At 43.2% G+C, this 21078-nt stretch carries 15 protein-coding genes and 1 pseudogene; 1 reads left to right on the forward strand and 15 read right to left on the reverse strand.

Features of this window, described 5'->3' with window-relative positions; all coding sequences use genetic code 11:
* Window positions 1-90: 90 nt before the first annotated feature.
* The 15 genes and pseudogenes from H4I94_RS00345 to H4I94_RS16235 form a co-directional block, all read right to left on the reverse strand.
* Window positions 91-1005 carry an ABUW_2363 family tetratricopeptide repeat lipoprotein gene (locus H4I94_RS00345; RefSeq protein WP_261180913.1) on the reverse strand — a complete coding sequence of 305 codons (915 nt, stop codon included), beginning with the start codon at window positions 1003-1005 and terminating at the stop codon, window positions 91-93.
* Window positions 1006-1116: 111 nt separating this feature from the next.
* A complete protein-coding gene (gene cysE / locus H4I94_RS00350) occupies window positions 1117-1926 on the reverse strand; it encodes a serine O-acetyltransferase (RefSeq protein ID WP_092819365.1) in 810 nt (269 codons plus the stop codon).
* Window positions 1919-2776, reverse strand: a complete 858-nt coding sequence (locus H4I94_RS00355; RefSeq protein ID WP_092819366.1) for an RNA methyltransferase — start codon at window positions 2774-2776, stop codon at window positions 1919-1921. Before H4I94_RS00355 ends, cysE begins: the two co-directional genes overlap by 8 nt.
* Before the next feature lie 33 nt (window positions 2777-2809).
* Window positions 2810-6379, reverse strand: coding sequence for a DNA polymerase III subunit alpha (gene dnaE / locus H4I94_RS00360; protein WP_261180914.1), 3570 nt, complete (start codon window positions 6377-6379; stop codon window positions 2810-2812).
* A 406-nt stretch (window positions 6380-6785) separates the two neighbouring features.
* Entirely contained in the window at window positions 6786-7481 is a 696-nt protein-coding gene (locus tag H4I94_RS00365) for a methionine ABC transporter permease (protein ID WP_131274054.1), read from the reverse strand.
* Window positions 7478-8503 carry a methionine ABC transporter ATP-binding protein gene (locus H4I94_RS00370; protein WP_092819369.1) on the reverse strand — a complete coding sequence of 342 codons (1026 nt, stop codon included), beginning with the start codon at window positions 8501-8503 and terminating at the stop codon, window positions 7478-7480. Before H4I94_RS00370 ends, H4I94_RS00365 begins: the two co-directional genes overlap by 4 nt.
* A 73-nt stretch (window positions 8504-8576) precedes the next feature.
* The gene (locus H4I94_RS00375) at window positions 8577-9449 is read right to left on the reverse strand and encodes a MetQ/NlpA family ABC transporter substrate-binding protein (RefSeq protein ID WP_092819370.1); all 873 of its coding nucleotides are present in this window, start codon (window positions 9447-9449) and stop codon (window positions 8577-8579) included.
* Window positions 9450-10422: 973 nt separating this feature from the next.
* Complete coding sequence (gene purD, locus H4I94_RS00380) at window positions 10423-11706, reverse strand: phosphoribosylamine--glycine ligase (protein WP_261180915.1); 1284 nt, start codon at window positions 11704-11706, stop codon at window positions 10423-10425.
* 130 nt (window positions 11707-11836) lie between these two features.
* Window positions 11837-13411 carry a bifunctional phosphoribosylaminoimidazolecarboxamide formyltransferase/IMP cyclohydrolase gene (gene purH, locus H4I94_RS00385; protein ID WP_261180916.1) on the reverse strand — a complete coding sequence of 525 codons (1575 nt, stop codon included), beginning with the start codon at window positions 13409-13411 and terminating at the stop codon, window positions 11837-11839.
* Between the two features lie 88 nt (window positions 13412-13499).
* The gene (fis, locus tag H4I94_RS00390; protein WP_001086304.1) at window positions 13500-13769 is read right to left on the reverse strand and encodes a DNA-binding transcriptional regulator Fis; all 270 of its coding nucleotides are present in this window, start codon (window positions 13767-13769) and stop codon (window positions 13500-13502) included.
* Window positions 13770-14159: 390 nt separating this feature from the next.
* Entirely contained in the window at window positions 14160-15035 is an 876-nt protein-coding gene (locus tag H4I94_RS00395) for a zinc-ribbon and DUF3426 domain-containing protein (protein WP_261180920.1), read from the reverse strand.
* A gap of 16 nt (window positions 15036-15051) precedes the next feature.
* Window positions 15052-15957, reverse strand: a complete 906-nt coding sequence (prmA, locus tag H4I94_RS00400; RefSeq protein WP_092819374.1) for a 50S ribosomal protein L11 methyltransferase — start codon at window positions 15955-15957, stop codon at window positions 15052-15054.
* A 127-nt stretch (window positions 15958-16084) separates the two neighbouring features.
* Window positions 16085-16960: a bile acid:sodium symporter family protein gene (locus H4I94_RS00405; protein ID WP_261180922.1), complete on the reverse strand. Its 876-nt coding sequence runs from the start codon at window positions 16958-16960 to the stop codon at window positions 16085-16087.
* Between the two features lie 297 nt (window positions 16961-17257).
* Entirely contained in the window at window positions 17258-18148 is an 891-nt protein-coding gene (locus H4I94_RS00410; RefSeq protein ID WP_092819376.1) for a bile acid:sodium symporter family protein, read from the reverse strand.
* Between the two features lie 284 nt (window positions 18149-18432).
* Window positions 18433-18777: pseudogene (locus tag H4I94_RS16235) on the reverse strand (hypothetical protein); the annotation flags it as partial.
* Window positions 18778-19031: 254 nt separating this feature from the next.
* Between H4I94_RS16235 and mnmG the strand changes: the two are divergent.
* Window positions 19032-20912, forward strand: coding sequence for a tRNA uridine-5-carboxymethylaminomethyl(34) synthesis enzyme MnmG (gene mnmG / locus H4I94_RS00420; protein WP_092819378.1), 1881 nt, complete (start codon window positions 19032-19034; stop codon window positions 20910-20912).
* Window positions 20913-21078: the final 166 nt, after the last annotated feature.

A 21078-nucleotide genomic window follows, 5' to 3' on the forward strand; every position in this document is an offset into this window, starting at 1 on the left:
CATACGATATTTGTTTTAATTTTCAATTCGTGCATAAAAAATAGACCGTTCTGAACGGTCTATTTAAAAGGCTCATTAAAAAAGCAAAAATTAAGGTGCTTTAGCGGGATTAAGCACCTGCCATACATTCCAGCGACCTTGCTTTTCAATTTCAGCAATTAAACGGTCAGCAACTTCAGCTTCCTGCGGATATTTCACCTTGTAATTTTTCAAGACTTGAATCGCATTTTTCTTCTGCTCCATGGCAATGTAATTGTTTGCCGCAGATAAATACGCTTCCTGCACACCTGCCTTCATGGCTTTGTCTAAATAAGGAATGGCTTCACGTTGACCACCACCTTCAGACAGGCCAAAACCGAACCAGAAGTTTGCCTCGGCATCTTCTTTGTTAATTTTTAAAATGCGCTGTGCGTAAGTTAAAGACTTGGTGGTATAGACTGAACCCAAGTCCAGGTTACGCGCCATAACACTGGCTTTAAATGCGCGAATCAATACATCAAAAGAGGCATTGTCTCTAGCAGCCAGGGTGTCAAGCTGCTGAGTCACTTGTTTAAGCTTGGCTTCAAAGCCTTTACGTTCCTGACGTTCAGTAAAACGAGGCGGGTAATGGCGTGCCTTGCCTTCGACCAGCTGCAAGAAATCGTCAATTTCGGTGACATCAAATTCATTTTCACCCGCCATGACTGCATATTTTACATTACGCTGCTTGCTGTTGACGGTAGGGATAATCAGCTTGTTGACATCCAGGGTCACTTTTTTAGATGGGTCACCCGGAAGTGTGACTTCGATTTTGGTTACAGGCTGTGCCGCCGCTTGCTTTAATGCAATTTCAAATGGAGGCGGAGCATCATAGTTAAATGGATTCAGTGCATAAAATGGAGCAGTCAATTCAGGTTCAGTGAAAACGATCGGTGCATTCGATTTTTTATCTTTTGTCGGTGTCGAACTACACGCTGAGAGTAAAGCAACAGCAATCAATGTACATGCCAAAGGCTTAAGGGTCATAGAGATCATCCGTTCATTTAATTTTAAAATTGGGAAATAGGTATGTTCCTCAGTCTAAAAAAACTCTCAGGAACATACAAGTAAGGGCTTGTTAATATTCAGAACAGCCAATTATGCTTTGGATTGACTGCTTTGCGCTTCGCATTCACGGCGCACATCTTCAATAATTTTAAGTTCTTCAACACTATAAGGCTGTTCTTTTTGCTGCTGTTTTTTAAAGGTCGGATCGAGCAGGGATAAACGCTGACATAAGGTGTTCATGCGTTTTTCATTGAGCTGAATCCGGTCAAGCAGCACACGCATGCCATCCAGAATCGGGTCTGACTGGTCCTGTGTTGCAGCATACGGCTGGAAGCCAATACTTTCTGCATAATCACGACGGCGGGCTTCTTCAGCATCTTTCGGCTGGTCTTTGGTAATGAAGCGGGCCGGGTTTCCTACAGCAGTTGTATTTGGAGGCACTGCTTTGGTGACAACAGCATTGGAACCGACTTTGGCATTTTTACCGACAGTAAAAGGACCCAGAATTTTGGCACCTGCACCCACCACCACGCCATCTTCCAGGGTAGGATGACGTTTGCCCTTGTTCCAGGTGGTACCGCCCAGGGTGACGCCGTGATAAAGCGTAACATCGTCTCCGATTTCAGCCGTTTCGCCAATCACCACACCCATGCCATGATCGATAAAGAAACGGCGACCGATTTTGGCACCCGGATGGATTTCAATGCCGGTGGCAAAACGGCTAAAAGAAGACAGCAGGCGGGCAGAGCCTTTACACTCTTTTTGCCAAAGTTCATGGGCAATACGGTGCATGATCAGCGCATGAATGCCGGGATAGGTGGTGAGAACTTCTAAAGTGTTTCGTGCTGCAGGATCGCGCGCGAATACAGCTTGGATGTCTTCTTTGAGCTGTTTAAGCATTAGATTGATCCTCTGAGGAACCGGTTGTTTTGTCTGTAGATTTTTTCCATGTACCATTGTTCAATGCTTGTACACGGCTAAAGATGCCACGCAGTAAATGATATTCCATACGATCTAATTGTATACGTCCAAATAAACGACGCAAGCGTAAAGGCAATAAACGTGGGTTTTTCGGGTCCATAAATTCAATTTCGGCCAGCATTTTTTCAATATGCGGGTAAAACTGTTCCATCTGTTCATGGGTGACCAAAGGTTCATCCCACTGCATGTCAATTTCATCGGTGACATGCATGGCGGCTTCCGGATCTTTCTTCTGTTCAGTCAATGCCATGGCAGCCATGCGCATTTCATAGCAAATCACCTGAATGGCTTGGGCGACATTCAGTACGCCATAATCGCTATTGACCGGAATGGTCACATGATAGTTGGCCATTGCCAGTTCTTCATTGGTCAGGCCACGATCTTCACGGCCAAAAATCACCGCAACTTCCTGCTGGTTTTGTACCACAGCCTGCAATGATTTTTCCGCAGCCGGACGGGCATCCAGTAAAGGCCAGGGAATGGTGCGGCTACGCGCACTGGTGCCAAACACCAGATGGCAATCCTTAATCGCTTCTTGCAACGTCGGTACAATTTCAATCTGTTCAATCAGATCGGTTGCACCTGCAGCCAGGGCATCAATATCGGGATGCGGATAGGTTTTAGGCTGCACCAGTACCAGCCTGGATAGGCCCATGGTTTTCATCGCGCGTAATGCACTGCCGATATTGGCAGGCAAGGTAGTATTGACCATGACAATACGCACATGAGAGAGATGTGCGGAAACCACAGCATTGTCAACTTGACTCATAAGGTGTCCGATTTGAATTTAAATATTTAAAAATTAGGAATATTGGGTGGCTTCAGCCTGGTACAGGTCCATTGCTTCATCCATGCTCACATTGGCTGGCGGCGGCGGGACATTCGCAGGCATGGCCTGCTCGTAACTGACGGCCTTGGCTGCTTTGGATTTGACCTGATATTCAATGTGAATCACGTCTTTACCAAAATAGTCACGTAATTTCGCCAGTAATTCATCCAGTGGAGCCACGTTCCAGTTTAAGCCCAGGTTGATATCGGCAGAGGCATAAGGATAATCGATGTGTAATTGCATCGGGATATGATTGCACATATCGACATTGCAGAATGGCGTTAAGATTTTGCGTAAATCCTGACTGAGTGAAGCATTCAGGTGTTCCGCGTTCAGCTTGATTTGAATGCTGTTGGCACGTTTCTGACGTATTTCATTCAGGCTAAAGGCTTTGGTCAGTCGTCCCATAGGGCGGTCAAAACCTTCACGTTCGTAAATTTCCCCTTCAATCACCACCACTTTTTCATTTTGAATGATGTCTTTAAAACGCTGGAAACGCTCGTGATTGGCCGATACTTCTATACGTGCGGTGCCGTCATCCAGAGTCACCATCATGCGGTTCGGGAAGTTGGCGACATCCACCACCAGACCGGCGAATACGGTAGTCACGCCACGGCGTGTAGGCGTGAGTTCATTAATCCGTGCAGGAATAAAAGACTTGAGTTCCGGGCGATACACATCAATCGGATGTCCGGTTAAATACAGTCCCAAGGTGTCTTTTTCACCTTTGAGGCGAACTTCATCTGACCACGGTTTGACCGGTTTGGCGGGTTTGCGCTGAACTTCCTCAACTTCACCAAACAGGTCCATCATGCCGGTTTCACGGTTAGAACGGGCCTGTTCTGCGGCTTGAACCGCTTCAGGCAGTTGTGCCATTAGGCTGGCACGTTCAATGCCCAAACAGTCCATCGCACCTGCACGGATGAGTGCTTCAAGGGTGCGTTTATTGATTTTTTTCAAGTCTACGCGGTGGCAGAAATCAAACAAGTCTTTATAAGGACCATCCTGCATGCGTGAATCAATTACCGACTGCATTGCTGCTTCACCTACGCCTTTAATTGCGCCTAAACCATAGACAATCGTATTTGGACTGCTGGCATGGAAGTTATACAAGGACATATTGATGGATGGGGGAAGAACTTCCAGACCATTGATACGGCAGTCATCAATCAGGAACACGATATTGTCGGTGTTCTGCATTTCCGAGGTCATCACCGCGGACATAAACTCTGCAGGATAATGCGCTTTTAGCCATGCGGTCTGATAAGCAACCAGGGCGTAGGCGGCAGCATGCGATTTGTTGAAACCATAACCGGCAAATTTTTCCATATAGTCGAAGATATGGTTGGCGGTCGCTTCATCAATATCTTTTTCAGCAGCACCTTTAATAAAGATCTGGCGCTGTTTGACCATTTCCTCAGGTTTTTTCTTGCCCATGGCACGGCGCAGCAAATCCGCACCGCCCAGACTATAACCGGCACAGAACTGTGCCGCCTGCATCACCTGTTCCTGGTACACCATAATCCCGTAGGTCGGTTCCAGAACTTTTTCCAGTAAGGGATGCAGGTATTCAAACTCACCGCCATGCATACGATGAATAAAGTCAGGAATCAGGTCCATTGGACCCGGACGGTACAGGGACACGAAGGCAATAATTTCTTCAAACTTGCTTGGACGTGCCTCTTTCAGCATCTTTTTCATGCCGACGGATTCAAACTGGAATACCGCAGTGGTGTTGGCGTTGGCAAAGATTTCGTAGGCTGGTTTATCGTCCAGCGGAATATAGGAAATATTGACCGGTTCTGTCACATCCGCACGTGCGTTGATATGCTTAATTGCATCTTCAATTACGGTCAGGTTACGCAGACCCAGGAAGTCGAACTTGACCAGACCGGCCGCTTCGACATCGTCCTTATCGAACTGGGCAACACGGTTCGTTCCGTCGGCATCACACATCACGGCTGAGTAGTCGGTCAGCTTGGTCGGTGCAATCACCACACCACCGGCATGCTTACCGGTATTTCGGGTAATGCCTTCAAGTTTGAGTGCCATTTCCCAGATTTCAGCGGCATCGTCATTGTCCGGGTTGGACGGATTGGTGACAATATCCTTGAGCTGTGGCTCAGCTTCCAGCGATTCTTCCAGGCTCAAACCCAAGGGCTTGGTTGGAATCATTTTGGAAATACGGTCCGCCAGACCATAAGATTTGCCTAAAACACGTGCCACGTCCCGAATTGCACCTTTGGCCGCCATGGTCCCGAAAGTGGCAATCTGCGATACCGCATCCCGGCCATAAGTCCGTGCCACATAGTCAATTACGCGGTCACGGCCGGCAATACAGAAATCGACGTCAAAGTCGGGCATCGACACACGTTCCGGGTTCAAGAAACGTTCGAATAGCAGGTCGTAACGCAGGGGATCCAGATCGGTAATCTTCAAGCTATACGCCACCAGTGAGCCGGCACCTGAACCACGGCCCGGACCGACCGGGACACCGTTGCCTTTGGACCACTGAATAAAGTCCATCACGATCAGGAAGTAACCCGGGAAGCCCATGTCGAGAATAATCTTCACTTCGAAGGCTAAACGCTCGTCATAGGGTTTGCGAATTTCAGGCCAGTCTTCACCGCGCTTTTCGGGCGGATACAGGAAGTTGAGTCGTTCTTCCAGACCTTGTTCGGACAAATGCGCAAAGTAGGTATCAATGGTATGACCTTCCGGAATCGGGTAGTCCGGCAAGTCATTAAAGCCTAAACGCAGGCTGACGTTGCAGCGTTTGGCAATATGGTAGGTATTTTCAATGGCGGTCGGAATGTCTGAAAATAGTTCCGTCATTTCCGCGGCAGTTTTAAAGTACTGTTCAGGACTGTAATTTTTCGGGCGACGGTCATCGCCTAATACATAACCATCGGCAATACAGACCCGGGCTTCATGCGCTTCAAAATCATCCCGTGTAATGAAGTGCACGTCGTTATGCGCCACCACGCCTATATTGTATTTTTTCGCAAGTTTGACCGCTTCCTGAATGAAATCTTCTTCACCTGGGCGGTTGGTACGGGTTAAGGCCAAATAAACACGGTTGCCGAATTTCTCAATCCACTCCTGCAATAGCGGTTCTGCTTTTTGCGGATTGGAAGTCAGCAACATTTTGCCGACATCACTGTGCTGGCCGAGTAGAACGATTAAATCTTCCTGCTGATTTAAAATCCATTCTTTTTGCACACAGGGAATATCCAGCTGTTGCCCGCTGATATAGCCTTCAGAAACCAGTTCGGTTAAGCTGCGCCATCCCTTTTTGCTCATGGCAAGCAAAGTGACTTTGTGCTCTGCATCATTCAGACGCAGGGTAGAACCAAAAATCGGTTTAATGCCTTTATCCAGACATTTTTTATAAAATTTTACCGCAGCATGCAGGTTGGACAAGTCGGTAATGGCCAATGCTGGCATTTCGTCATTTGCAGCAGCTTTAATAAGATCAGATACACGTACGATAGATTCTGTAATTGAAAATTCTGTATGTATACCAAGATGAACAAAGTGCATAAATGAGTCCCTGCAAAAACCACTGGATAGTTTAGCACGGGATTTATTGTTTCAGTTTGAAATTGAGGGGAAATGGCTAACTTTTAGGTCAACTCTGGATTTGATTTTTTGGACTGATCATTTGGCTATAAGTTAGGAGACAGGGTCTTTTACTTTTAAAAGATGAGCCGTACTGCTGTGCAAGGGAACAAAAATCTTTTATTGGCTTGATGATAGATCCTGAAAAAATTTTAGGCACAGCGTTACAGCTGAAGGCAAGACAAGCCAACGGATGACATCCAGGTGTCATTCTGTATAGCGCATGACAAGATGGATTCTATGGGAAGCTTTCTGGAAAAATCCGTAAATTTCGAATCTTTTCTTTATTCACTAAAATAAAACCCTCCGAAGAGGGTTTAAGTGTATTTTATCTTAATCGTGACAGCCATTCGCCAAAGGTCTGAACAAATTGCACCAGCAATAACAGCACAATCACGGTCAAAATGACTACACTGGTGTCAAAACGCTGATAACCATAAGAAATGGCGAGGTCACCAATACCGCCTGCACCCACTGCACCCGCCATCGCCGTTGCACCAATCAGGCTAATGGTGGCAGTGGTCAGGTTTAAAATGAGAGAACTGCGTGCTTCAGGCAAAATAAACCTGAAAATGATTTGCATGGGCGAAGCACCCATCGCTTGTGCTGATTCAATAATGCCTTCATTCACTTCAAGCAATGAAGTCTCAATCAATCGGCCCATATACGGACCAATATAAATGGTTAGTGGCACAATTGCCGCCCATGTCCCAATCGATGTCCCTACAAGCAATTTTGTCAGGGGAATAAAGGCAATCAGCAAGATAATAAACGGCAATGAACGCAGCGCATTTACAATCGGGTTTAAGCCATGATAAATCACCCGGTTTGGCAGAATGCCCTCAGGACGGGTCACCAATAAAATGATGGCCTGGATAAAGCCCCAGATACAACCGAACAGCAGGGCAAAAAACACCATGTGGAAGGTTTCTTGCAGCGCGGTAACAAACTGGTCAATCGACAGGGAGCTTTTCCAGTAAGGTGCGGTGATTTCTGTTAGCCACTGAACAATTAAATCTCTCATGCACTGACTCCAGACTGTTCAACTTTGACGCCGTTTTGCTTGAAAAACGCAACGGTTTGCTCAATCACTGCAGGGTCACCGAGAAGCTGGACAAACATTTGTCCAATCACAGAGCCATTAATTTCAGTCATATTGGCAAACAGAATATTCAGGCTGATATCAAACTGCTTAATGGCCGCCTGTACCACAGTCTCTTGTGCAGAAGTACCCAGGAATTGCAGACTATAAATGCTGTTATGATTTTTGTTTTCCAGGCTATTTAAAATATTCACCGGTAACTGTTGTTGCAGCACGGTTTGAATAAAGCTTTTGGTGGTAGGATGCTGGGGCTGACTGAAAATTTCCAGCGTCGAACCGGTTTCGATCACTTTACCCTGTTCCATTACCGCAACATAATCACACACAGATTCAATCACGTCCATTTCATGGGTCACCATGACAATGGTAATGCCTTGTTCTTTATTAATCTTTTTAAGCAAATCTAACACAGACTTGGTGGTTTGCGGATCCAGTGCCGAGGTCGCTTCATCACAGAGTAAAATTTTAGGATGATTGGCGAGGGCACGGGCAATCCCCACACGCTGTTTTTGCCCACCAGACAGTTCATCCGGAAAAGCGTCTTTTTTATGCTTAAGATCAATAAACTCGAGCAATTCCGCCAAACGTTTTTCCCGCTCGGCTTTGCTCCAGCCCAATAATTTCATTGGCATTTCGATATTGGCTGCGACAGTTTTGCTCTGCAACAAATTAAAATGCTGAAAGATCATCCCGATGTTGGCACGTTCCTGACGTAACGAGCGCGCATCCAATGCAGTAAAATCTTTTTGATGAATGATGACTTGACCATCATTTGGCCGTTCGAGCAGATTAATCAGGCGGATTAAGGTACTTTTACCTGCACCACTATAGCCAATAATGCCAAAAATACTGCCATCCGGAATCTGTAAATTAATCTGATCCAGGGCACGAATTGTTTGACCTTTAAGCTGATAGTGTTTTGAAATATTTTTAAATTCAATCATATGGTCAAAAACTATCTATAAAAAGAAAAACAGGCAAAGAGACTTTGCCTGTTTAGATGAACCAATTATATTACTATTTTGCTTCAGTGAGATAGCTAATCGGTTTATTTACGTCAACTTTAGTACCACCAAATTTTTCCTGAACAAATTTGTTCACGGCTTCAGTGTGGTACAGCGCGCCGACTTTTTTCAACACTGGGTCATTTTGGCGACCCTCGGCAACTGCTAGAATGTTGACATTCATTTTGGTGCTTTGGTCGATTGGCTCATAATAAATAGAATCTTTAAGCACATTCAAGCCGCCTTCCATTGCCAGGGTATTGCCTAGGACAATCGCATCAACTTCGTCTTTAACACGTACAGCAGTGGCCATCTGAATCGGTTTGATTACAATTTTTTTGTTGTTTTCAACAACATCGGCAGGGGTGCCTTTTACGTTGTCAAAATTAGGTTTTAATTTGAGCAGACCGGCAGATTGAAGCAGCAATAACGCACGTGATTCATTTGCGCCATCATTAGGAATGGCAATGGTCGCACCGGTTTTGAACTCATCCAGTTTCTTCACTTTACTTGAGTAAATGCCCATGGGTTCCAGGTAAGTGGTAGAAAGCGGAGCAATCTTATCTTTATTGGATTCATTGAAAGCAACCAGATAGGCATAAGACTGGAATGCATTCACATCAATTTCTTTATTCGCTACCGCTGTGTTCATGGACACATAATCGGTGAAGTTTTTCACTTCAAGTTTAATGCCGGCAGCTTTGGTTTCTGGAAGCGTGGCAATATAACGCCAGACTTCGGCATCCGAACCTGTTGAGGCCATAGTGACAGTCTGAAGACCGTTTGCGTCTTTCGTTTGAGCTGCATCATTTGCAGGCGCTTCTTGTTTACCACAGCCAGACAAGCCAACTGAAAGACCTAAAACAAGACCAAGGAGCTTTTTCATGTATATGTCCTAGTAAATCTAATTTGGCGATAAATTTACGAATATGTCATTGGAGAGATTAAATCAAGTGTGAATCAGATCAACTGATTGATGCAGATGACTTTAAAATGTCCCGCTCATCAATGCAATTAGAGATCGGTAGCATCATGAAGATGTTTTATGTTTGAATAAGGCAAATTACTGTAATCAAACAATTTTCATGATGACTTATTCCTAAAAATTGGACACATCATAACAATTTTTTTTTATACATAATAGTGATTATAAATCTGATATTTAGCTTAATTTTGCATAAGAAAGTGAGCTGTTTTTATAAATTAACTCATAAAACAATAGATTAAATTTATTGAAATGAATAAAACGGATAATTAAAAGAATTTTGTTTCTATATAAATTTTTTTAAAATACAAAGCTGAAAAAGGGATATTGATAAAAATACTCATTGTTTGGTATTGATTCATTCTCTAAAAGATAAAGTTCATTAATTAGCATAAATTCGCGTATTTGCATTTTATGGTGTTTATTGATTTCTCCGTGGGCGCGTTCGTTTATTTCTATATGCTGTAAAAATGTTGGTAAACAAGCATCCTATAGCAAGCAAAAAAACCGCACTCGGCGTAATGCTGATCAGTTAAGGAGTTTAGAAATAAACTCCTTAATTTTTTAGTGATTCATGGCGGAGGCTTACCGTTTTAAATCAAACTCTTGTAGCTCATTTGTTACTTTGGTTTCGCCCAAAGTAACCAAAGGCATCTTGCGGAGCAATGCTCCTCACCGCAAAACTCGTCAGCCACTATCAACTAGCAAATTTATCGCAGAAACAATCATTTTTTAATGGAGTCCGGCCTCAAACAGTTGCGGATGACTTTCCCACATATCAAATACAGGCATGAATTTAAAAAAGAAAATGCCAGTCAATTTCTTAACTGACTGGCATTACGCACTCGTCGGGTTTTTTGCTGAATTAAATCAATCAAGCATTTTCGCGTGCAATCGCGCGGTAACCAATATCCTTACGGTATTGAACGCCGTCGAATGTCACTTTCTGGCAAAGTTCCAAAGCTTTGGTTTGTGCTTCACCAATGGTATTGCCGAGTGCAGTCACACAAAGTACACGACCGCCAGCAGTCACAATCTCGCCATTTTCATTGGCTTTTGTGCCTGCATGGAATACTTTGGTATCTGTCATTTCAGTGTCTAGGCCAGAAATTACATCACCATTGCTAGACGTTTCAGGGTAACCACGTGAAGCAAGCACGATGCCTACAGTCTTACGCTCATCCCATTCAGCTTCCGCAGGCAAGTTACCCGCAATACCCGCTTCAACTAAATCAACCAGTGATGATTTTAAACGCATCATGATCGGCTGGGTTTCAGGGTCACCAAAACGGCAGTTGAATTCGATCACTTTAGGTTGACCTTGTTCATCAATCATAAGGCCTGCATACAAGAAACCTGTATAGACATGACCATCCGCTTTCATGCCGTCAACGGTAGGACGCATCACTTCTTTCATGACTTTGTCAAAGACATCGGCAGTTACCACTGGAGCAGGAGAGTAGGCACCCATACCGCCAGTATTCGGGCCTTGGTCACCTTCAAAGATACGTTTATGATCTTGTGAAGTTGCCATTGGTAGAATGTTGTTGCCATCAATCATACAAATGAATGATGCTTCTTCACCTGCCAAGAATTCTTCAATCACCACGCGAGAACCGGCATCACCAAATTTGTTGCCTGCAAGCATGTCATCAATGGCATCGAAAGCTTCTTGATTGGTCATGGCAACAATAACGCCTTTACCTGCAGCAAGACCATCGGCCTTAATGACGATCGGTGCGCCGTTTTTCTCAACAAAAGCTTTGGCTGCATCGACTTCAGTAAATACGTCATAGAAAGCTGTTGGAATGTTATGGCGTTTCAAGAAGTGCTTGGCAAATGCTTTAGAGCCTTCAAGCTGTGCAGCAAATTGGGTTGGACCCCAGATTTTAAGATCAGCCGCGCGACAAGCATCAACCACACCATTAACCAGTGGTGCTTCAGGACCCACCACGATCAAGTCAACTGCATTGTTTTTTGCAAACTCGATAATTGCCGCATTGTCTAAAATATTTAAGGCAACATTTTCGCATTTATTTTCTGTTGCAGTACCTGCATTACCCGGTGCTACAAATACTTTTGCGACTTTGTCATCTTGTGCGATTTTCCATGCAAGTGCATGTTCACGACCGCCATTACCCAAAACTAAAATATTCATCGGTTCATACTCCATGAATCGAAAATGACATAAAGTCCTCAGCCTAAAAATAGGAGAGGACTTTATGCAAGATTAGAAATCTATTTGTCTAAATGTAGATGACTTTGTCATTACATTAATATCCAATCACTTAGTGACGGAAGTGACGCATGCCAGTGAACACCATTGCAATACCGGCTTCATCAGCAGCAGCAATGGTTTCTTCGTCGCGCATAGAACCGCCCGGCTGGATAATGCACTTGATACCCGCTTTCGCAGCGTTATCAATACCGTCACGGAATGGGAAGAATGCGTCAGATGCCATGACTGCACCTTCAACCACTAAACCTGCATGTTCAGCTTTGATCACAGCAATACGAGCAGAGTTTACACGGCTCATTTGGCCAGCACCCACACCAATGGTTTGACGGTTTTTCGCATAAACAATCGCATTTGACTTCACATATTTCGCAACTTTCCAGGCAAAGATCATGTCGTCGATTTCCTGTTCAGTTGGAGCGCGTTTAGTCACAACTTTAAGGTCATCTTTAGTGATCATGCCCAAGTCTTGATCTTGAACCAGTAAACCGCCGTTTACACGTTTGTAGTCAAGCTGTGCTTTACGCTCATCAATTGCTGGCAATTCGCCACATACAAGAACACGAACGTTTTTCTTCGCGCCAGTCACTTCAAGCACGCCTTCAGCAACGCTTGGTGCAATGATTACTTCAACGAACTGACGGTCAACAATCGCTTGTGCAGTTGCAACGTCCAATTCACGGTTGAATGCAATGATGCCACCGAACGCAGATTCAGGGTCAGTTGCATAAGCAAGGTCATAAGCAGCTTTAATGCCGTCTAAAGATACTGCAACGCCACAAGGGTTGGCATGTTTTACGATGACACAAGCAGGCTTCGCAAATGATTTCACACATTCAAGTGCTGCATCAGTATCTGCGATATTGTTATAAGAAAGCTCTTTACCTTGAAGCTGTTTAGCAGTTGAAACAGATGCTTCGGTTGCATCAGCTTCTACATAGAATGCAGCAGATTGATGCGGATTTTCACCGTAACGAAGGTCTTGCGCTTTGTTCAATTGCGTATTGAAGGTACGTGCAAATTTGTCTGCTTGGCCTTCTTCCTTACCTACGCGAGCGCCTAAATAAGATGCGATCATGCCGTCGTATTGTGCAGTGTGTTCAAATGCTTTAACCGCCAGGTCAAAACGTGTTGCATAAGACAAGCCGCCTTCAGCTTTAAGCTCGGCAATTACAGTGGCATAATCAGAAGCATTCACAACGATACCTACAGACGCATGGTTTTTCGCCGCAGCACGAACCATTGTCGGACCACCAATGTCAATATTTTCAATTGCATCAGCAAGTGAACAGTTCGGTTTTGCAACAGTAGCAGCAAATGGGTAAAGGTTAACCACAACCAGATCGATTGCATCGATGTTGTGTTCAGCCATGACAGCTTCGTCTAGACCACGACGAGCCAGGATACCACCATGGATTTTCGGGTGAAGTGTTTTTACACGTCCGTCCATCATCTCTGGGAAACCGGTGTGCTCTGAAACTTCAACTACAGCGATATTGTTGTCTTTTAACAACTTGTAAGTACCACCAGTAGATAAAATTTCTACCCCAAGAGCAGCAAGGTCTTGTGCAAATTCGACAATGCCAGTTTTGTCAGAAACAGAGATTAAAGCGCGTTTAATAGTCATGATGTCGTCACAGTTATCAAGAATTAAATCAAAAAGCTAAATAGCAGGCCAAAAAAAATGCCTGCGGAAACCGCAAGCATTTTATCACTTATTCACTCATTAAACCGTGAGCTTTTAACTTTTTGCGCAAAGTACCGCGGTTAAGGCCTAGAATTTCAGCAGCGCGGGTCTGGTTGCCACGAGTGTATTCTAAAACAACAGATAAAAGAGGTTTCTCCATTTCTGCCAGCACCATGTCATACACCTGAGAGGGTTGCTCGCCTTGCAATTGTGCAAAGTAGTGGCGAACTGCGCGATCTACGTGAATACGAAGAGCGACATCAGATTGTGCAGTAAAAATAGGAGACTTGCTATTCATGCGAATTAATCCGAAAAATCAAATATCACTTGGGTAAAGAGATATATAAAAGTGGTCTATAGAAATTCAATGAACCCCGTTTTAGATCCTAAAACGGAAGTTCTAAAACTTGATCATTTAGCTTGCCACAACTCGACGTTTCTGATCGAAATTTAAGCGTAACAATAGATTAATATTTGTTACTACCCAAAATCAAAACAAAAAAATCTACTCTATACGCTATATTTAATAAAGCGCATTTCAGTTAGACGATTTTGTTGTAAAAATTTTCGAGGAGTTTGCAGCACTAAGCTTTCGTGGCGCGTATCATAGCATTGTCTAAGAAAAAGTGAGCAAGAAAACTGCATTTTTTTTACATTTTTTTGTATTTTTTAATAGTTTTTTTCAATATTACGGGCGAATTATTTCTAAACTATAAGTGTCAAAGCTTTTGCGTGGCATAGGAATGCTAAATTTGAATTTAAAAGGACTATTTTGGGGAATTCTTTGAATTCCTTGGAGACTGGTAATCAAATATTCAGAAGGTTTAAATAAATAAGTTGATACGGTTTCCCCATTTGCTTTCAGATTTACCTTGATCATTGGAAGAGCCAGGCTTTCGGTATGATAGTTAATCAGTTCTCCAGTAAACTGGGTTTCTTGTCTGGAAATCTGTTTAACCTTTAACTTGTTGGTGGAGATCAGGCGATAATTTTCTTCCATCACCGAACAATTAAAAGCCTGACAGGCTGTATTAAATAAAGCACTAAATACCGGACTGTTATTTAAGATTTTCGGGTTAAACCAAAAAAATTGCAAAATCAGCAAGCTGGCCAGACATAAGTTAATGGTTCCCCATAAAACATAATGCCGCGTACCATATGTTTTCTCTTGTTCAGCTTTTTCTGACCAGTTCAGTGCAGGGTAGTTGCCAATGGGTTCTGTACTAAAATAATTCAGGTTATTGAGATAGGTCTTTAAATCGATATTCGAGTTTTCAACTTTACGATCGAAAATCTCCAATAAATGTTGTACCGGTTTCTGTTCCGTAATCAACTGCTCTTTAACCAGTGCATTGGATACAAAAGTTTGCTGGGATGGATCTGAAGAAGAAGCTGTTTGAGCGGGAGAGAAAGTTTCTTCTTTCTCTGCGACCAGATGGGTCAATGCATTAAAATTGGTTGAGCATTTTGCACAACAAACCATACCGCGAGCAACTGTAAGTTGAGCCACAGAGACTTTGTACTTGGTCAAACAGTTAGGGCAGTAGGTTTGTTTTTCGCTCATAGTCTATTCAAGATTTTTAGGGGGTAGTTTGGCGTTTACCCGAAATTCGACACCAATGTTCGTCACGTTTTTCGATTTGCAGTATATCAAAAAATTCAGAATAAACACTAGAAACATCAGCAACTTGCTCTTCTAAAATACCAGCAAGTGCGAACTCACCCTCAGATTTGACCAAAGTTGCGAATTCCGGCGCAAGTGCCATTAAAGGGCCTGCCAGAATGTTTGCGACAAATACATCGGCTTTCTGGTTTTTCAGCTCTTCATTGAACTCATCTGGTAGACCTACGTACAGATTTTCAAGCACACCATTCAGTTCAGCATTTTGTTGGGTCGCCAACACAGCTTGCGGATCGATATCCGTGGCATAAACTTTTTTTGCGCCCAGCAATAAAGCGGCAACCCCTAAAATGCCTGAACCACAACCGTAGTCGATCACAATTTTATCTTTGAGATCGGTTTTGCCGAGCCATTGCAGGCAAAGGAAAGTTGAAGCATGGTTGCCGGTACCAAAAGCTAGGCCTGGATCAAGCTTGATATTGACCGCATCGGCTTCGGGAGCCTCCATCCATTCAGGGACAATCCAATATTTTTCAGCAATTTGAATGGGCTCGTAGGCATCCATCCAGGTGCGTTCCCATTCCTGGTCTTCAAGAAATTCATAACGTAATGGTGCTTCAGGCATTTGTGCAGTAATAAAGGTAATTAACGCATCTACATCAATTTCTTCTTCATCTTCCTGCGCATAGATACCTGTCACAATGACTTTATTCCACAGCGGAGTTTCACCTGGAAGTGGTTCAAGCAAGTCCTGATTTTCAGCATCATCTAAAGTTACGCTCACTGCACCTAATGAATTTAAGAGTGTTTCAGTAAAATCGACTTGAGCCTGCTCGACAGTAATATGAATTTGTAACCACTTCACGGAGATAACCTAAATTTGTTTTATAAAAACGCCATTGTAACGGAACTCAGGTGGAAACCACTACATATTGATAAAAACTATCTTGAAAAAGGACGTGCAGCCCCGTCCTCTATTTATTTAAGCTGTATCAGGTGGCTATGGCTGCTGGGTGAGCGGCGAATTTATTTAAAAGCATGCCAAATAGCGCGGCAAAGATATACATAAAAATAGAATATACCGCAGCTGGCATGGCGATGGTGGAGTTCGCCATCACGGTAAGTGCAATGGTCATGGCCAAGGTGCTGTTGTGGATGCCAATTTCAAAAGCACAGGCACGCGCCTGGGCACTAGGAATACCGAGTAGCCGAGGCACGAAATAGCCGATACACAGGCTAAACATACAGAACAGTGCTGTAGCTGCTCCCACTTGAGTCAAGTACTCGGCAATATTCTGACGTTCACTCACAATTGCGCCAATAATAATCAGTATTAAAAATATAACCGCGAATATATGTAGCGGTTTATTTAACTTTTCTGTGAACTGTGGGGCATAGTGTCGAATCAGCATGCCTATGCAGACCGGGATAATAATAATGGCAAAGACTTGTAATATCTTACTGAACTGTAAGCTAATCTGTTGTCCGTCATTGATAAAATGCTGGATGGCAAAGTTGGCAATTAAAGGTAGCGTAAAAGCAGCAATGACAGAATTAATTGCGGTTAGGGTGATATTCAGTGCAATATCACCCTTAAACAGATAGCTAAACAGGTTGGCTGTACTGCCACCCGGAGAAGCCGCAAGTAACATTAAACCAACGGCTAATAAGGGAGATAAGGCTAAAACCTTAGATAGAATAAATGCAATCCCTACTAAAAGTACCAATTGGCAAAATAACGCAATTAAAACGGCTTTAGGGTGTTTGGTGACTCTGGCAAAATCTTTGGGGGTTAACTCCAGACCCAGGCCCACCATAATAATAGCAAGTGCCGAAGGCAGTAAAATGGTAATGATTCCTGAATTCATTTCAAGTCTCCTATATTTATTCTTGTTGAGCTGAGTTTTTAGTGATTTTTTCTATGCAACTTTACTGGCAATATAGATGTATGAATAGACTTTTTTCAGCAGTCATTTTTTAAACAGTGAATCAATCGTGAAAATCCCTTTATCCTTTTCTTCTTTCAAAGAGAGAAGGAGCTTTTAATCCCAAGTTTATTGACACTTAATGATCACTTTGTGACTTATGCATGAGATTTTTTTTGTATAACTGCTTTTTATATACCTGTTTTTGTATAAGTATGTTCTCAACAGGGCAGTTGTATCTTAGCCATTTAGCGTGCGTACCTTGTCTTTATGGAGCAGTTGTGGATTTTTGTTCAGGATATAACCAAATGCAAAGGCAAAAATATACATAAAAATAGTATAAATTCCTGCGGGAATGGCAATTGTGGTATTCGATAACACGGAAAGCGCAATAGTCAGTGCAATGCCTGTATTGTGAATGCCGACTTCAAATGTGCATGCACGAGCCTGCCGATCGGAAATTCCAGATAAATGTGGAACCAGATAACCCACTAAAAAACTGATGAAGCAAAACAGTGCTATGGCAACGCCAATCTCGGCAAAGTATTCGGTAACATTAAATCGTTCTCTATAGAGGGCGTACGAGAAAAGCGCAACTAAAAAAATCACAGAAAATAACCGCATAGGTCTGTTCAGCTGCAATGCTATTTGTGGGACAATCGAACGAATCAGCATCCCTAAACCCACCGGAACCAAAATAATTAAAAACACCTGAATGATTTTTTCAACAGGCATGGTAATGCTTTGCGACTCGCCTAAAAAATAAAGCATGGATAAATTGACAATAAAAGGCAGGGTAAAAGTGCAAATAATAGAATTAAGGGCTGTAAGGGTAAGGTTTAAGACCACATCTCCCTTAAAAATATAGCTAATCAAATTTGCTGTAGGGCCACCAGGAGAAGCGGCAAGCAACATTAAGCCAACCGCTAAAAGTGGAGAAGGCTTAAATAAAATGCAAATAAAAAATGCGACACCCACCAAAATGACTTGTTGTGAAAATAAAGCTAAAAAAATGGCTTTAGGATGATGACGGATACGAAGAAAATCTTTAACTGTAAGTTCAAGCCCTAAACCAATCATCATAAAAGCAAGTATAAGAGGTAAAAAAAGGGTAAAGAGTCCTGAATCCATGGAATATCCTTTATTGTTTTTATCCTTTGATATTCTTAGAGTTTAAACAAGATTTTTAAATAAGCAATATATGAAACGGGTAAAAACCAAGTATTTTACCCGTTAATTATTTGAATAAAATTAACTTTTTATGGAGATTGTTGTGGCTGCATCTCAGGTTGGGGCTGCATTTGAGGCTGGGTTTGCATTTCCGGTTGAGACTGCTGCATGTGCATTTGATGTTGTGGTTGCATTTGATTTTGTGGTTGCATTTGTGGTTGGGATTGTTGCATTTGTGATTGAGAAGGACGAGGAGCCATAAAACCTAAAGCACATTTACCTTTAACTTCAGTCCCGTTGATGTTTACAGATGTCGCGCCAGTATCTCCACTGCATGCACTGGTTAACTCGGGTTCATCTCCGGCAATGGATGAGTTTTTTGCTGAAGGAAAGAATTGAGGTTCGCAGGTACCATTCCAGATAATGCCTCGATAGGCAAAACTGACCGGTGCACCCTGACTTTTACCTTTACACACCTTTTGGTACCTTTGAGAATCATATACTTTTTCGACCTTATCATTTGCGGAAGCTGCAAATGGTGCGAAACATAAACCGCAGAGCATGGATGAGAGGAAAATATTCTTATTCATCTTTTATACCTTTGTTCGTAATGTACCCAACCTATAGCTTAAAAAGTAATCAAATTTAAACAATGCTAATCAAGTAAAAAAATTTACTTAAATGTTTAATTTCTATAGCGAGTCTGAAAAGTCGGATTACATTGCAACATTAAAACGTTGAAAATCGTTTCAATCTTCCTCATGAAATTCGACTCATTTTGTCAACTTATTTTGCTTAATTTTGATATAATGCTCCGTCATCATTTTTTATCTCTCAAACCATTATGCATTATCCTAAAGTTTACGATGTCATTGTTATCGGTGGCGGTCACGCAGGTACCGAAGCAGCCCTTGCTGCAGCGCGTATGGGTCGACAGACTCTGCTCTTGACTCACAACATTGAGACTTTAGGGCAGATGAGCTGTAACCCGGCGATTGGTGGTATTGGGAAATCACATCTGGTCCGTGAAATTGATGCCCTGGGTGGTGCAATGGCATTGGCTGCCGATAAGGGCGGTATCCAGTTCCGTATCCTGAATTCACGTAAAGGTGCGGCGGTACGTGCAACACGTGCCCAGGCTGACCGTGTACGCTTTAAGGCAGCAATTCGTCATACCCTGGAAAACCAGGCGAATCTGGATATTTTCCAGCAGGCGGCAGACGACCTGATTGTTGAAGGCGATACGGTTAAAGGTGTAGTCACCCAGATGGGCATCCGCTTTGATGCGAAAACTGTCGTGTTGACGACCGGTACCTTCTTGGGCGGTGTGATTCACATTGGCTTGAATAATGCCTCTGGTGGTCGTGCCGGTGATCCGCCTTCAATTTCACTGGCTGCGCGCCTTCGTGAACTGAAACTTCCTGTAGGCCGTTTAAAAACAGGTACACCGCCGCGTATTGATGCACGTTCAGTAGATTTTTCTGTCATGACTCCGCAGCCCGGTGATTTCCCGTCTCCGACCATGTCATTCATGGGTGATGCATCCATGCATCCGGAACAGATCAACTGCTATATCACGCATACCAATGAAAAAACTCACGACATTATCCGTGGCGGACTCGACCGTTCACCAATGTATACTGGTGTGATTGAAGGTGTGGGTCCACGTTACTGCCCGTCAATTGAAGATAAAATTCACAAATTTGCCGATAAAGATTCGCACCAGGTATTCCTTGAGCCAGAAGGTCTGGATACGCATGAGCTTTATCCAAACGGTATTTCGACTTCATTGCCTTTCGATGTGCAGTTTGAGCTGGTTCGCTCAATCCGTGGTATGGAGAATGCACACATTCTTCGTCCGGGTTATGCCATTGAATACGACTATTTCAACCCACAGGCGTTGAAATTCTCTTTAGAAACCAAGGCTATTAATAACCTGTACTTTGCAGGTCAGATTAACGGTACAACCGGTTATGAAGAAGCAGGTGCACAAGGTTTATTGGCGGGCTTGAATGCTGCCCGCCGTGCATGGGATCAGGAGCAATGGACACCGAAACGCGATGAAGCGTACATGGGTGTATTGGTGGATGACCTGATTACCCTGGGAACCAAAGAACCGTACCGCATGTTTACTTCACGTGCCGAATACCGCTTGATGCTGCGTGAAGACAATGCGGATCAGCGTTTAACTCCAATTGGCCGTGAAATGGGTCTGGTGGATGATGCGCGCTGGGCATCTTACTGTGAAAAAATGGAAGCGGTAGAAACTGAGAAAGGCCGCTTGCAACACCTCTGGGCTGCGCCAAACAATCCAATGGGCAAAAAATTCGTTGAAATGACCGGTGCAGATCTGTCTAAAGAATGTTCTGCTATTGATTTGCTCAAACGTCCTAACATCAGCTTCGCGCAAATTGCTGAACTTACGGGTTCAGAAGTTTCTGCATTTGTTGGTGAACAAATTGAAATTGCGGTGAAATACGAAGGTTATATCAACCGTCAGCAAGAAGACGTGGCGCAAATGAAGCGTCTGGAAGAAACCCGTATTCCTGCAGACTTTGATTATGATGTGGTTTCTGGTTTATCGCGTGAAATTACACTTAAACTGAAAGATGTTCGTCCTGAAACGCTTGCTCAGGCAAGCCGTATTCCGGGTGTGACACCAGCGGCAGTTCAACTGGTGATGATTACCATTCGTAAGAATAATCAGGCGAAAAAATCTGCTTAATACAATGTGAGTTAAGTTGGTAAAAAGCCCGCTAAATGCGGGCTTTTTATTGTTTAGTTTTAAACCATTGCTTTTGGCTATGGTTTGATCATAAATAACTACCGAAAATATAAGTATTTGAAAATATTATTGAATTTATAGTATTAAGATTTAAAAAGTCTATTTA

Source organism: Acinetobacter sp. T_3_1 (genome assembly GCF_025377055.1).
Lineage (GTDB): Bacteria > Pseudomonadota > Gammaproteobacteria > Pseudomonadales > Moraxellaceae > Acinetobacter > Acinetobacter kookii.

Coding starts and splice junctions, on each gene's coding strand:
- H4I94_RS00345 (WP_261180913.1), bottom strand. CDS start 1,005: ATGACCCTTAAGCCTTTGGCATGTACATTGATTGCTGTTGCTTTACTC.
- cysE (WP_092819365.1), bottom strand. CDS start 1,926: ATGCTTAAACAGCTCAAAGAAGACATCCAAGCTGTATTCGCGCGCGAT.
- H4I94_RS00355 (WP_092819366.1), bottom strand. CDS start 2,776: ATGAGTCAAGTTGACAATGCTGTGGTTTCCGCACATCTCTCTCATGTG.
- dnaE (WP_261180914.1), bottom strand. CDS start 6,379: ATGCACTTTGTTCATCTTGGTATACATACAGAATTTTCAATTACAGAA.
- H4I94_RS00365 (WP_131274054.1), bottom strand. CDS start 7,481: ATGAGAGATTTAATTGTTCAGTGGCTAACAGAAATCACCGCACCTTAC.
- H4I94_RS00370 (WP_092819369.1), bottom strand. CDS start 8,503: ATGATTGAATTTAAAAATATTTCAAAACACTATCAGCTTAAAGGTCAA.
- H4I94_RS00375 (WP_092819370.1), bottom strand. CDS start 9,449: ATGAAAAAGCTCCTTGGTCTTGTTTTAGGTCTTTCAGTTGGCTTGTCT.
- purD (WP_261180915.1), bottom strand. CDS start 11,706: ATGAATATTTTAGTTTTGGGTAATGGCGGTCGTGAACATGCACTTGCA.
- purH (WP_261180916.1), bottom strand. CDS start 13,411: ATGACTATTAAACGCGCTTTAATCTCTGTTTCTGACAAAACTGGCATT.
- fis (WP_001086304.1), bottom strand. CDS start 13,769: ATGAATAGCAAGTCTCCTATTTTTACTGCACAATCTGATGTCGCTCTT.
- H4I94_RS00395 (WP_261180920.1), bottom strand. CDS start 15,035: ATGAGCGAAAAACAAACCTACTGCCCTAACTGTTTGACCAAGTACAAA.
- H4I94_RS00405 (WP_261180922.1), bottom strand. CDS start 16,960: ATGAATTCAGGAATCATTACCATTTTACTGCCTTCGGCACTTGCTATT.
- H4I94_RS00410 (WP_092819376.1), bottom strand. CDS start 18,148: ATGGATTCAGGACTCTTTACCCTTTTTTTACCTCTTATACTTGCTTTT.
- mnmG (WP_092819378.1), top strand. CDS start 19,032: ATGCATTATCCTAAAGTTTACGATGTCATTGTTATCGGTGGCGGTCAC.